This window comes from uncultured Paenibacillus sp. (assembly GCF_963515335.1).
Taxonomy (GTDB): domain Bacteria; phylum Bacillota; class Bacilli; order Paenibacillales; family Paenibacillaceae; genus Paenibacillus_I.
Window position 1 is genome coordinate 22828 of sequence record NZ_CAUPYC010000041.1, and the last position, 13706, is coordinate 36533.

Annotated in this window: 10 protein-coding genes and 1 pseudogene; 4 read left to right on the forward strand and 7 right to left on the reverse strand. The window is 51.2% G+C overall.

The genetic code is table 11. The features are described from left to right. Positions 1-261: 261 nt before the first annotated feature. Positions 262-1926 carry a glutamine--tRNA ligase/YqeY domain fusion protein gene (locus RWM61_RS13415; RefSeq protein ID WP_314001558.1) on the forward strand — a complete coding sequence of 555 codons (1665 nt, stop codon included), beginning with the start codon at positions 262-264 and terminating at the stop codon, positions 1924-1926. A 104-nt stretch (positions 1927-2030) separates the two neighbouring features. On the opposite strand, the gene RWM61_RS13420 is transcribed toward RWM61_RS13415, so the two are convergent. The 5 genes from RWM61_RS13420 to RWM61_RS13435 form a co-directional block, all read right to left on the reverse strand. Then, positions 2031-3089: a macro domain-containing protein gene (locus RWM61_RS13420; protein WP_314001560.1), complete on the reverse strand. Its 1059-nt coding sequence runs from the start codon at positions 3087-3089 to the stop codon at positions 2031-2033. 14 nt (positions 3090-3103) lie between these two features. Continuing rightward, the gene (locus RWM61_RS13425) at positions 3104-3739 is read right to left on the reverse strand and encodes a DUF4433 domain-containing protein (RefSeq protein ID WP_314001563.1); all 636 of its coding nucleotides are present in this window, start codon (positions 3737-3739) and stop codon (positions 3104-3106) included. Between the two features lie 417 nt (positions 3740-4156). After that, positions 4157-4405 (reverse strand): PIN domain-containing protein, encoded by a 249-nt coding sequence (locus tag RWM61_RS20305; RefSeq protein WP_399538603.1) that lies wholly within the window; start codon positions 4403-4405, stop codon positions 4157-4159. Beyond that, positions 4402-4602: a hypothetical protein gene (locus tag RWM61_RS13430; RefSeq protein WP_314001565.1), complete on the reverse strand. Its 201-nt coding sequence runs from the start codon at positions 4600-4602 to the stop codon at positions 4402-4404. Before RWM61_RS13430 ends, RWM61_RS20305 begins: the two co-directional genes overlap by 4 nt. 543 nt (positions 4603-5145) lie before the next feature. Continuing rightward, complete coding sequence (locus RWM61_RS13435) at positions 5146-5283, reverse strand: hypothetical protein (RefSeq protein ID WP_314001567.1); 138 nt, start codon at positions 5281-5283, stop codon at positions 5146-5148. 211 nt (positions 5284-5494) lie between these two features. Between RWM61_RS13435 and RWM61_RS13440 the strand changes: the two genes are divergently transcribed. After that, complete coding sequence (locus RWM61_RS13440; RefSeq protein ID WP_314001569.1) at positions 5495-6274, forward strand: CpsB/CapC family capsule biosynthesis tyrosine phosphatase; 780 nt, start codon at positions 5495-5497, stop codon at positions 6272-6274. Positions 6275-6306: 32 nt separating this feature from the next. Beyond that, a complete protein-coding gene (locus tag RWM61_RS13445; protein WP_314001571.1) occupies positions 6307-8478 on the forward strand; it encodes an S-layer homology domain-containing protein in 2172 nt (723 codons plus the stop codon). 75 nt (positions 8479-8553) lie between these two features. Here RWM61_RS13445 and RWM61_RS13450 read toward each other — a convergent pair whose 3' ends face one another. Both RWM61_RS13450 and RWM61_RS13455 read right to left on the reverse strand, forming a co-directional pair. Beyond that, positions 8554-10155, reverse strand: coding sequence for an S-layer homology domain-containing protein (locus tag RWM61_RS13450; protein ID WP_314001573.1), 1602 nt, complete (start codon positions 10153-10155; stop codon positions 8554-8556). A gap of 152 nt (positions 10156-10307) precedes the next feature. Beyond that, positions 10308-12767, reverse strand: a complete 2460-nt coding sequence (locus tag RWM61_RS13455; protein ID WP_314001575.1) for an O-antigen ligase family protein — start codon at positions 12765-12767, stop codon at positions 10308-10310. 189 nt (positions 12768-12956) lie between these two features. Here RWM61_RS13455 and RWM61_RS20310 point away from each other — a divergent pair. Beyond that, positions 12957-13181 (forward strand): annotated as a pseudogene (locus tag RWM61_RS20310) (UTP--glucose-1-phosphate uridylyltransferase); the annotation flags it as partial. Positions 13182-13706 lie beyond the last annotated feature (525 nt).

Here is a 13706-nt window from a genome sequence, read left to right on the forward strand (position 1 = left end):
GCAAAACCTGCACCTTGTTGACCCCAAATCCGGATTTTATCCGAAAAACCCCTGAACAAGGTGTACGCTATGCATCTTGATATCTCATCGCAGCCGACCGCATTAATTCAGGTGCATGGATTGCACCTTGTAAGCTGGTCAACTACTGCCGGTCCCTACTCGATCCATGCTCATTCAGGCTCGGCCCGCTCTTATAATTCGCGCAAATATTGTGTATGATAGGAGGATACTAATTTTCATCGCTCAGAAAGGTTGATCGCCATGGAGAACAAGACATCCTCCGCCTCCTCCAACTTCATCAAAAACATCGTCATCGAGGATCTGAAGGCCGGCAAAGTGAACGAGATCGTCACGCGGTTCCCGCCCGAGCCGAACGGTTATCTGCATATCGGGCATGCCAAGTCGATCTGCCTCAACTTCGAGCTTGCCGACGAGTTCAACGGACGGACGAACCTGCGGTTTGACGACACGAACCCGGTTAAGGAAGATACGGAATACGTCGAGTCGATCCAGGAGGACGTGCGCTGGCTCGGCTTCGAGTGGGATGAGCTTCGTTTCGCGTCGGATTATTTCGAGGAGCTGTATGAGCGGGCGGTTCTGTTGATCAAGAAAGGCAAGGCGTACGTCGACGACCTGAACGCCGATCAAATCCGCGAGACGCGCGGCACGCTGACGGAGCCGGGCCGGGAGAGCCCTTGTCGCGGCCGGAGCGTCGAGGAGAACCTGGACCTGTTCGCGCGGATGCGGGCAGGCGAGTTCAAGGACGGGGAAAAGGTCGTTCGCGCCAAGATCGACATGGCTTCGCCGAACATCAATCTGCGCGATCCCGTCATTTACCGCATTTCCCATGCGCATCATCACCGGACGGGCGACGCCTGGTGCATCTATCCGATGTATGCGTATGCGCATCCGCTCAGCGACGCGATCGAGGGGGTTACCCATTCGATCTGCACGCTCGAATTCGAGGATCAGCGGCCTTTATACGATTGGGTGGTCGCGGAATGCGAGATGGAAGCGACGCCGCATCAATACGAATTCGCACGGCTGAACCTGACCAACACGGTCATGAGCAAGCGGAAGCTGAAGCTGCTCGTGGATGAAGGCGTTGTGGACGGCTGGGACGACCCGCGCATGCCGACGATTTCCGGTTTGCGCCGCAAAGGGTTTACGCCGGAGGCGATCCGCGCCTTCTGCCGCGAGATCGGCGTAGCCAAGGCGTACAGCACCGTGGATGAGCGGATGCTGGAGCATTTTATCCGGGAGGATCTGAAGCTGAAGGCGCTGCGCACCATGTCCGTGCTGCAGCCGCTGAAGGTCGTGATCACGAACTATCCGGAGGGACAGGTCGAGTATCTGGATGCGGAAAATAACCCGGAGAATCCGGACATGGGCACGCGCCAAATTCCGTTCTCCCGCGAGATCTACATCGAGCAGGACGATTTCATGGAGAATCCGCCGGCGAAATATTTCCGCTTGTTCCCCGGCAACGAGGTTCGGCTCAAGAACGCGTACTTCATTAAATGCGAGGAGGCCGTGAAGGACGAGGCAGGCAACGTGGTCGAGCTGCGCTGCACGTACGATCCGGAGACGAAGAGCGGCACCGGCTTCACCGGACGCAAGGTCAAGGGAACGATCCACTGGGTGGAGGCCTCCCAGGCGGTCCCGGCCGAGTTCCGGCTCTACGAGCCGCTGATCACGGACGAGGCGGAGGAGGACGGGAAGGCGTTCCTCGAATGCATCAACCCGAACTCGCTCGAGGTGCTGCAAGGCTTCGTCGAGCCCAACATGAAGGAAGCGGCCGGCCACGACAAGTATCAATTTTTCCGCCACGGCTACTTCAACGTCGATCCGAAGCTGTCGGCGGCCGGCCGGCCGGTGTTCAACCGGATCGTCTCGCTGAAAAGCTCGTTTGATGTGAAAGGGTAGTATTTACGGGTTCAAAATAAAGCAGAAGCGCCCCCTTGCCGGCTTTGAAGATTAAACCGGCAAAGGAGGGCGCTTTTTTTATTGCCTGGCGGACATAACTATGTTTAAGCTCTGTAAACCGCTTCCGCCACTGAAGTTGTTTTCTTAAGATGTTCCCATGCTTTTAGTATATGAGTTTTTTTAAAAACCTCTTTTTTTCGATCGTTCCAACTGAAGAAATGGTGTAGCAATGCAGCTTGATCAGTTCGTGCTTCCGAATAGGTTTTCATGATCCAATGTGCAGTGGAGAGCAATTCCAAACCATAGGGAGTTTCATAACCTTCAATAAGAGTTTTTACGGATTCTAGTTTTTTCATAGTCCCGGGATCATTTTCATGCTCCAAGTAACTCCGCGCCTCTTCATATATGTCGGGCAACAGATAAACTTGCGCCTCCCTGCTTCTATCACCATATCCACGGATGAAATGTCCTTCTAGCCGCTGTAACACATGATTCAGATTCTCCGCATAGGGTCCATATTTTCCTTTTTCATATTGAAGTTTTAACGGTTCCCCTTCTTCCTGAAGAAAATAAGCTAATTTTTGGATCTCTAACAAAGACAATCTATAACCCGGTTTGCCATAGTGGTTCATTAACATAATGATTAAAGCTCTGGCCCTTGTCAACTTGGGCCGCTTTGTTCCGATTTTAATTTTATCCGGCTGGGGACTTCCGGAAGGCGGATAAACCCAAAACATAACATTAGGCAGTTGCTCGGCGGCCTGTTCAATGAGTGGTTGAACTTGTTCCCAGTTCAAACCTCCATTACCGCACCCCAGAGGGGGGACGGCTACGGAAGTGATTTCTCTCGCTCTTATCTGGTGCATTAAGTCAACCAAACCGCCCTCAATATCCTCGATTCTTGATTTACCTTTCCAATGTCTTTTTGTAGGAAAGTTTATGATATACCGGGGGTTGAGCAATGACTCGTTGTCCACGATAAACATCTTTCCGGGAACAACAAGATTCGCATTGCATGCCTTTACATATTCATTATAATTTTTCGGAAATGCTTGCTTGAATTGAAGAGCAATTCCTTTCCCCATAACGCCAACACAGTTAACCGTATTGATCAGGGCTTGAACATCAGCTTCCAGCAAATTTCCTGTTTTGTATTCGATCAACGATTTCACCTCGTTCAATAATACCAATCTAGCCTTGCGTTAACGGGTATATTCACGGAATTTGCACTGAAAATGTTGTCAACCTGCAATTTAACATTAGTGTTTATTACCCCGACTTCCGTTATGCAATGTATCGGGAAACTTTCGAAAACTAAAAATTCAGCCTGACGTTTGCGTTTTCTATCCGGGTATTCATCTGTATCATTCCAATATCGGGACGACATCACGTTCCAATCGACTTGATCCAAATTGTCAACCGAGTTGTAGAAATCACTGTAATACATCGCAGCATGTCCATCTGTAAACACAAAAGGAATGCGAGCCTTCATTACTGTTTCCACTGTAGAAGCTAAATATATGATGGATCCTTGACCTTTTTTGTGTTGCAGGACATTTCCTAGGTTAATCGTGTAAAGCATCGGCGAACGTGGTGCGAAATAGAATGGCACGTAGTCATGCAAATACCCTAAAGGTTCGAGTGGAACACGGACTTTCGAGCGTCTTGTTTGGATATTATCGTATGCGATGTCAGTAAAACGGATTCCTTTAGTCTCCATGACGTTGGTGCAATGTAGCCCGTTATTGTCCAATATAGACTGCATATTCGTTAAGTCCGTTATATGATAAATTGGCGTCGGTTTAGGTACCATCGTTACGCTCCAATGCATTATTTTCGCATGGTATTTCGACATCAGTCATCATGTATCCTTCTAGAATACGAAACGAACATATGTGCGGTACAAACAATATACCAAACAAATGGTCGATGGTAAAGGATGAAACGAAAAAAGTTGACGAGGTGCAAAATATGCAAGACACATGCAGGATTTCAACGGAAAACGCCCGTTTTCTCGAAATCAGGTGCAGGTTTTGCACTTCACTTCGAGAAAACGGGCGTTTTCCGCCTAACCAAGTGCAGGTTTTGCACTTCGTGGCGGAATCCATGAAAATGGGGTGGTCCCCTCAATTAGACGAATACAATTGTAATTCAACACATTGCGCAATAGCTTCAAAGTCTTTATCTTTGTGCAACAAGTGACCATGAGACTGAATCGTAATGGCTGCGATCAAGCAATCGTTGGTTTTTCTAACCGTAAAACCCTTACTACGGCATGCAAGATGTTCAATTGCAGCAAGGTGTTTTTTACTCGTTCATATTGATGATCGTCCCGAATCCCTTGCAAAATTTCTGTGAGAATAAGGTCAGTCAAACATATCCGGGTATTGCTGATTATAAGTTGACGAAGCTGATCTTTCTCCAGCGATTCAGTACCATTGAAAAAGTCGATCCACACACTGGTATCCACCAAAATCATTGGCGATCCGTTCTGATGTCATCCAGATTGCCTTCCCACTTTATCTTGCCTTCAAACTCGAGCAAATCACTGTACGCCTTTTGGTTAAGCACATGAGAAATCGCGGAGCGAACAGCTTCATCATCTGAAGTTGAATGGAACCAATCTTTTAACCTCTGCAAGTCATTTTCGTCAACTGAAACATTTATCCGCTTCATCATCAAACCCCTTTCGAAATGAACTGCAATATTTTCCGATAGTCATCTTTCTTATCATTATACCACATAGGCGGTTTGCTTTCTCATACTGAAGTTTACGGTTCACCGGCCTCTTGAACATTCCTGTGGTCCATCAGGAGGGGGTGGCCGGCCTTCCCGTGAGGAAGTTGAGGTGAATGATATATGTACTTTGTTGCTACACGTGCCGAGTTAGACATATGATAACCTATTGCAAGCATAAAGGGTTTGTGATATGGTCAAGGCAGCAAAAGGAGGCTGCGCTAACAGCCCCCTGGTGTGTACCAACCGCGAGGGTGAACCCCTCCGAAGAATGTTTAAGGAGGGACCCTGTGGCGGCTAACCGAGGGGTCCCTCGTCAGTTAACGGCCAATACTACAATCAATGCCGGGATTCGGCGATGAACGTGAGAAGGGCGATCAGGAAGCTTCCTGCCGCAAAAAGCAGTAGGAAGTCATTTCTGTTCTTCATTCGTCCCACCCCCCTCAGGGAGAGGAACGACCCGCACGGTTATGTACAAATCTATTATACCAAAAGTCTACCAATATGGCAGGCTTTTTCTTTTTGCCCTAAAGGCTGTGAAACGGCAATATGGAACGCGACAAAAAAGTAACTGCCTGCGCCTGCTATGAAGCCCGTTTCATCACCGGCAACTGCACCCAAGCCAAAGTCAGCCCCGGGAAGATCGCCCTTCGACAAGTGTGCTAATTATTCAATATGGGTTGATTTTACGGCTTAAAAATCTTTATATTATTCATTATGAATAAAAAAGACTACCTAAAGCAAGAATTTGTATGTTACAATGTGAAGTGCCATCGTTGATTTGGAATTGGTTTTAGTCAACCCCATACACTTCGTGTCGCAGGTGAGTCCGATGATCGATATGCATACCCACCTATTGCCCGGCATTGACGACGGGGCGGCGGATTGGACGGAAACGGTCCGGCTGGCGCGGGCGGCCGCCGCGGAAGGCATTACGGAGGTGGTTGCCACCCCCCATCACGCCAACGGACGCGACCTGAATCCCGCAAGCGGTGTGCTGGAATTGGTGCGCGAGGCGAATGACCGGTTGGCGGCTGCCGGCATACCGCTGACCGTACGGCCGGGGCAGGAGATCAGGGTGCACGACGATCTGCTGGATGCCTGGTCCCGCGGCGAGCTTCTGGCGCTCAACCAGTCGAATTATGTGCTGATCGAGCTGCCGCCGGACTTCATCCCGAAAGGGATGCCCGATCTGCTGCATGAGCTGGATATGCTGGGTTTAAGAGCGGTCATCGCCCATCCGGAGAGGAATGCGGAGATCGTTCGGCATCCGGAGCGGTTGGGGGAATTGGTCGAGGCGGGCGCATACGCGCAGGTAACGGCGCATTCCCTGCTTGGCGGCTTCGGCAAGCGGATCGAGCGGCAAGCCTGGTCGCTGTGCGAACGGGGGTGGATTCACCTCGTCGCATCGGACGCGCATCACGTTGACCGGCGGGGTTTTCGGCTGCTGCAGGCCTACGATAGAATCGGGCAAGAGTTGGGAGCGGTGTGGAGGCAGACGGCCGAAAGCAACGCCCGTCGGCTGTTAATAGGCGGCAGTCTGGACAACAGCCCGGTTATTCATGCCGGTGAACGCAGCTTATGGAGGAAAATATCCGGCATTTTTACATAACTTATAAAGAATGGGTAGAGGTGAGTGGATTAATGACGTTGAGAAAGAAGCTTGCAGTCACGACACTGGCGGCGTCGGTCGCCGTCTCGGCTTTCGCCGGGCTTCCGCTGAGCCAGCAAGGCCTGGCGGAGAAGATCGGATTCACAAGGACGGCCAGCGCGGCCGGCGACGATTTCATCGACCAGGCGTTTATGGACAAACTTGCCGCGCTTCGCGGCAAATTGTCCGCAGCGGACTTGACGAAAATTCGCCAGGCCCGGGCGTTGTTGAAGACGAAATTCCTTGATCCCGGTGCCAATAACAACCTGGAACTGATTCGGGTTCCGATCGCCAAAATCGAAGCAAAAGCAGGAGCAGACCTGAGCGCCGATGAAGAAAAAGAGCTGTATGGCTTCTTCGCCGCTCTCGTGACCGTTCCTTATGACGTGGACGGCGAGCATATTGAAGAGATCCGAAACCGGCCGCAGCTTCGCGCGGTTCTGAACAAGCTGGTTGCTGCCGCCTCCGGCGCTACCCAATTAACGGATCTTACCGTTGCGCATATCACCGGTTTTATTTCCTCAGTTGAAGAGGAAGGCCTGAAAATCCTGCAAGGCAAGACGCTGTCCGAGCTGTATGCGATCAATAACAGCCGGGAAGAACGCAACGCCGTTCTCCAGCAAGTATTGAGTAAAGTGATGGCGAAAGACATCCCGGTTACGAAATTACTGAAGTATTATGGAATCGACGAAACGGTAACGAAAGACGTAATCCTCGGCTTTAACGCTAAATTGACGACCGGTGAAAGAGAAACCGTCAGAGAGGGCGCCGTCCTGATCGGACTCGCGTATATCGAGCTGAACAAACCGGCTCCCGGTTCCGGTTCGGGTTCGGGTTCCGGTGCGGGGACGACAGCGCCGCCGGTGGAAAGACCGACTCAGCTCGCCAATCAAGCCGTAGACAAGATTGACGACCTGCAAAATGCGATCGCCAATGCCACCGGAGAAGCACGCGAGGCGCTGATCGAGCAGGCGGTTGCGGTCGCGGCAGCGGCGATCAATGAGATTGCCGTCTTCGATGCCTCCGGTAAAGCGGCAACCCAGGGCGGCACAACGACCGTTCAACTCGGCATGGCGGATCTGAAATCCACCATCGATGCCCTTAAAAGAGTGGTGGACGAATTGAAGGCGGTCGCGCCTGAGGCTGCTGCGGAGCTGCCGGAATTGATACTGACCGTGAAAGTCGATTCGGCAACCGGCAATGCCGCTGAAGTCGGTCTGGACGCAGCAACGATTGCAGCCGCAGCCGCGGCGGGGATAGCAGGGGTCAAGGTGGAATTGGGCACCGGCTTCAGCGCGGTTCTTCCGCTTGGGGGACAGATTGACGGGGCGGTCAAGCTGACCGTATCGACCGGCGCCGCCAGCCAAGCCGGAGCCGCATCCGATGCGTTCGAGTTCGGGCTGACGGTCAACGGTCAAGCGGTCACCACGTTCGACGAGCCGATTGAAGTGAGCATCCCGGTGAAAAATGCGGCGGGCATGGATGAGCAGCTGCTCGCCCTGGCGAAGCTCGATGAGGGCAGGCTGCGCATTGTCGGCGGTGTAGTGGTGAACGGCAAGCTGGTAGAGAAGCGCACCGAGTTCTCCAAGTATGTGGTGGTCGAGAATAAAGTGACCTTCAAGGACATCGCGTCGGTGGAGGCGTGGGCAGGCCGCCAAATCCAGGTTGTTGCGGCCAAGGGGGCCATTAACGGCAAGGCGGCAGGCGTATTCGCGCCGGGGGACAAAGTCACCCGCGCCGAGTTTGCGAAGATGCTGATCGGCGCCCTGGATCTGGAAACCAGTTCGGCGACGGAAAGCTTCATCGATGTGAAAGGAACGGAATGGTTCGCCCCTTATGTGGCTGCCGCGGCGAAGCAAGGGATCATCACCGGACGTCCGGAGAGAATCTTCTCGCCGAACGCAACGATTACCCGCGCCGAGATGGCGGCCATGATCAGCCGGGCGGTGAAGGTGACGGCAGGCGCGAAGGATGTCGCGGATGCGGATGCAGCGCTCAAAGGCTTCTCCGATGCGTCATCCATTAACGCAAGCCTGAAAGCGGGCGTGGCGCTGGCCGCCGGCAAAGGGCTCGTGATCGGCAACAAAGGCAAGTTCAACCCGAACGGTACGGCAACCCGTGCGGAGGCGGCGGTCGTGATCTACCGTGCATTGACTGTCAAGTAGGAGATAAGGTCAGCTTCATGGCAGGACGACAAAAAACCACGTCTCATTCGAGACGTGGTTTTCGCTGTCGGTTCATTAGTTAATGAAGCCGGCATTGGTCAGATAACGGATAACCATCGTAGCGGCTTCAGCACGGGACGCGCTGGACAGAGCAAGGACTTTGCCTTGATCCGTACCCTTCACGATACCTGCGCTCACAGCAGCTGCGACTTCCGCCTTCGCCCACGTAAGGGATCCTGCGTCAGAGAAGGAAGCGAGAGCTTCGGATACTTGCGCATCCGTCAGCTTGACTTCTTTACCGGCATACGCCAGAGCGCGAACGCTCATAGCAGCCAGCTCTTGACGCGTGATCACAGCGGTCGGACGGAATTTGCCGCCATCGCCTTTGATGATGCCAGCCTTGGCGGCAGCCGATACGGAACCGGCATACCACGAAGTCGAGGATACATCGGAGAACGAGTACGTCGCGTCGGCTGCACTGTCAAGTCCGAGGGAACGAACGAGCATCGCGGCGAATTCAGCGCGAGTCACGTTGCGTTTCGGGTCGAACTTGTCAGCGCCCGTACCGTTGACGATCAGCTTGCCAGCCAGTTTCTCCACGTCTTCTTTCGCCCAGTGGCCAGCCATATCCGTGAAGGATTTGGCATCTGTCGCGATAACCGTGTAGATACTGTTGGAGCGGCTGTACAGGGTAGCTTCCTTACCGTCGATGTCCGTCGGAACCGGAGTTACCGTGTTGCCCGTAATACGTACGGCAACCAACAGGTTAGGGTTGGTCGCTTCGGCGTTCAGCGTGATCGTACGCTTCACAAATTTCGAGAAGCCGTTCAGCTCAAGCGTCTTGCCGCCGCCTACCGCTTCAACCTTGAATTCGACGATCGGAGCCGCCAATTCACCGTCGACAGCCTTTACCGCCGCAGCTGCCGTAGCAGCAGCAGTGCCGGAAAGTTCTGCGATCGTGACCTTGATGGTCAACCCGGACAGCTCAACCCCGAGGGATTTCGCCAGTTCCGCCAAATTCAATTCGTCGAGCGGAAGCTCGTAAGATGCACCGTCAGCAACGATCGTCACGACACCACCCTTCGTCAGAGCGGAAGCCGGAAGATTCGCCACTTCACCGGAAATTTCGATGACTGCCTTGCCGTCCGCCAGAGCAGCGGCCAGCGCAGTTGCGTCTACGTTGCCGTTAGCCGGAACGGTGATCGTGTCGGTGGTGGGGTTGCTGCCACCGATCGTTCCGCCGCCAACAAAGCTACCGCCACCCACTGTACCGTAGTAAACGCTGCTGCTAACATAAGTCGAATCAACCGGGTTCCAGAAGCTGAAGCCTAACGGGAATTTGAAGCTGTTGTTGTAGCCCTCAGCTTCAAATTGATAGTAGTAGCTATCCGTCTTGAAACCGTTCTGATACGTCAGATATGTAGCGTAGACAGCGCCTAAAGGATCACCGGACTTGTCATATACGTTAATCGTCACTTTACCGTCCGAGTTTTTAAACCCGTAAGTGTTGTAAACCGTGGAATCAACGTAAATTTTACCGGTGACTTTGCCGGTGGAACCGTTGTGCGTGACATCCTGGAAACCCACAGCCGCCAGCGCAACGATCGGCAGAAGCATCGAAATAATCATCAAGGAAGCGACGAGTGCTGCGGTTTTACGCATAAAAAGCTTTTTCATTTTTCTTTTTCACCTCCTTTCAATGAGAGTTGACAAAAAAAGACAACCTTCGAGTGTCTATTATAGCTGAGTATTCCCTGAAAAGGAAGTGTCAGATTCCGAGAAAGAAAAAAAGATAGGGTAAAATTGATATATCTGTATAAAATCCAAAATCATCCTCGGCCTGCGAGATCATCCAGAAGCGCTTGCTCACTGGGATCGGCTTGCAGCAGCCTGCTCAATGATTCATCGTCTTTCTGACCCGTTTTGTTTAGAGCAGCCAAATAATACCTTACCGATTGACGCACATACGCATCGGAATAATCACCGGCCCGCTGCGGAGCCAATACGTTGACGGCTGCGGCATAGTCCTGCTTGTCGTAATAGATTTGGCCGATCGCTTGCGCCATCATAGGCGTGACGTTGAAAGCCCGTCCCTGAAGCTGGGCTTCGGGAAGCTTCTCTTCCAGCTCCTTCATTCTTCGCACAACCTCATCGTACAATTCAAGCGCCCTCTGCCAATAGACTTCCTTGTTGCCGTCGTTGTTTTGGCTGCCAAGCGTGAAGTATTCCATGATCGCCACTTCATAGAATTTGATATCCCATTGGAATTTGTTGATGCCGTCTTCCAGGATGGACAACACGTCGGCATTTTGTCCCCGGTCCTTCAAATCACGATACGCCGCTAATAAGATTGAACGATTGTAAGGCTCCGAAAGTTGCGCTCGATCGAGGATCATTTTTCTCTCGTTGCGATATTTTTCATCATTGGTCGCTTGGTAAGCCTGGCTCATCCAGTCGATTTTGGTCAGCATAAAGGCCGGATTATAGGGTGAGAGCGCCATGGCGCGATTCAGATCGGGCAGCAGGTTGTCCAGATTTTCCTGCTTCTGTACGGCCAGGTACATGCTTCGCTCGTAGAATCGATTGGCCTGATATTCCCTGATGGACCAGACAAGCATGCCGCTTGACAGGACGATCAGGACGGCGGGATATACGAGACGAAGCCATGCGCGTTTGCTCAATACCGCCATAATAGACGCAGGAGCTTTCATGTCGGACGGAGCCGCGATCGCTCCCAAGGAGAAGAATACAATCGCCGCCAGATAGAGATAGCTCATGTCGAAATCGATCAAACTGTGCATCAGCATCGCGATCGCGAATATGTAGAAAACCAGCCTTCTGCTCTCATAGAATTGATCGTCGCGGCGCATACGAAGGAATGCGATAAAGCTGAAGGCGAACAGCGCGAGCATGACAAGCAGTCCGAGCCAACCGACCTCGACCAGCGTCTGGAGGAAGAAGCTGTGAGCTTGCCGGCTGACATAAGGGTTATTCTGGTATTCTTCGTACAGGGACGCCCATGCGCCGCCGCCGGCGCCAAGCAGCGGATAATCCCGGGACACCTTGAGCGCGTCGATATAGAACGTTTTGCGTTCCAATACGCTGCTCTGCTGGAAGTTGATATTGGCCAGGCGGTTAGCGATCGGTTCCGGAAGGAGTCCGTTAATGCCGCTGCTTGCCCACAACAAGAGAACCGCCGACAGAACGGCAATAATCAAAGCGGACGGAACAAAGACGCTGGACCACTTTCTCGACTGCAGCCGCTCTGTCCTGGAACTCAACCACGCTTCCAAGCGTGTGGACAGGAGCAAGCTGAGACACGCCGCCAGCGCGGAAGCTCCGATCATGATGGCCCAGCTTTGCAACGGCAAACCGCTGAAGACGGAAATGGCCTGGGCCGGCTTCTCGCCTTGCGGTTGAACGACCGCCGCGATGTCGATGTAGTTCTCGGTAATTTTACCCAGAATTGCAAGCGATAAAACACCGGCTATGAAGAAGTGAACCAGATACCAGATTTGCTGTTTAAAGCGCAGCAGCGGCAAGATCAACAAAATAATGACCGGCAAGAGAACAATGGCCCCACGCGAGTAGGTCAGGAAAAAGGAGACGATCATCGGAACCAGCATCAAAGCGTGAACGAACCTGCCGTACCATTTCGTCGATTCGGTCATCAGGTAGAGTCCGGCGAGAATGGCGGCTGACAGAAAGGCGGCGTATGCATTGGAATATTGGAAAACCGATGTAAGCCGGTAGCCGTTATCCGCCAGCCACAGACCATCCGGGTAATAGACTTGACCGAACAGATTCAATAGACCGAATAGGACCACCATATACGCGGCGGATTGCAGGGTTAGCACAATCATTTGGCTGGCCAGCTTCTTTTGCGCGAGGAACAGACCGATAATATAGAAGGCGGTGAGCATGAACATCACCAGCGTCATCAAGGAAGCGGAGTAGCGAGAGACTGCATTGATCGAAGAGAGAGAGTAAGATAAAGGAATCAGCATGGCGAAAATTGAAATATAAGATTGAACGCTGTCGACCTTCCACTTCCAGAGCAAGTAGATGCTGAAGGTTAGAAACAGGAGCGATATGTAGATGACGGCCCCGTAAATGCGGCCTTCGAAACTGATGTCAAAGCCGTTGAATAACGCAGCTTTGAAGGGGAAGATGAGTAGGAAAGCTATGAAACCTAGTAATGAAAGCATGTGGAGTAAAGAGAAATCCCGGATTTTCAAGTCGTTTGCCTGAACATGTGCGGCTTTGCCCTTCGGCTTATGGCCCTTCATACAAAATTCTCCTTTATTTGGCGAATGCTGCAACCCTATGACAAGTTATTATTTTAACAGAGGACAAGGAATAACGCCATAAAGAAAGACTCAAGGCAATCTTGGAAACTTAAATTTATATACAATGCATGATCTTCTTTGGTAAGATATTGTTATGTTCTGAGGAATATTTGGAGGTTTTGTAGAACAATGATGATTCGTAAAGCCTTCATGCGGGCGGTAGGTCTTGGCACGTGCTCTCTGCCTGCAATAAAAGCCTTGCCGAAGAAAATGCTTTTCGATCGTAGGTAACCCACGACTTAATATATTGTGGAAGAAGCGGTCGCATCATGAGTTTAAGGATATCATTATTGTAACCGGCAAGGGAAAAGAGATATCGAAGACCATTTTGACAATGGTTTTGAGTTGGAGGAGTAGGGGGGATTAATTTAAATTTAAACCAAGATGTATATGCTTGCGATTTTATCACCGTAAATTATTATGGTTTTGGGGAAGGCCTGAATTTTTAAAGATAATCATTGATCTTCACAGAGAGACGGTATTAGAAACAGTTCTAAGTTCTATTGAATATGGATTAGATAAGGAAGAGTGGGCAGTTAGATGATTAATATTAAAAGTTTTTTTTCACATAAAGATCTACTTTATAATTTGACGATTAAAGAACTTAAGTTGAAATATAAAAATTCAGTTATTGGGTTTCTATGGTCGTTCTTACATCCAATCATGCTTCTCCTGGTATATACATTCGCATTCAAACTCATTATTAGGATTCAAATAGAAAATTTCCCGATATTTGTGTTTACTGGGTTACTCCCATGGATGTTTATTTCAGGTGCGATTTCTATGAGTGCCAATTCTATTATTAACAATCAGAATTTGGTGAAGAAACCCAAGTTTGGCGACATAATTTTCCAGCACCAGGCGTAGCAAGGCTTTCCG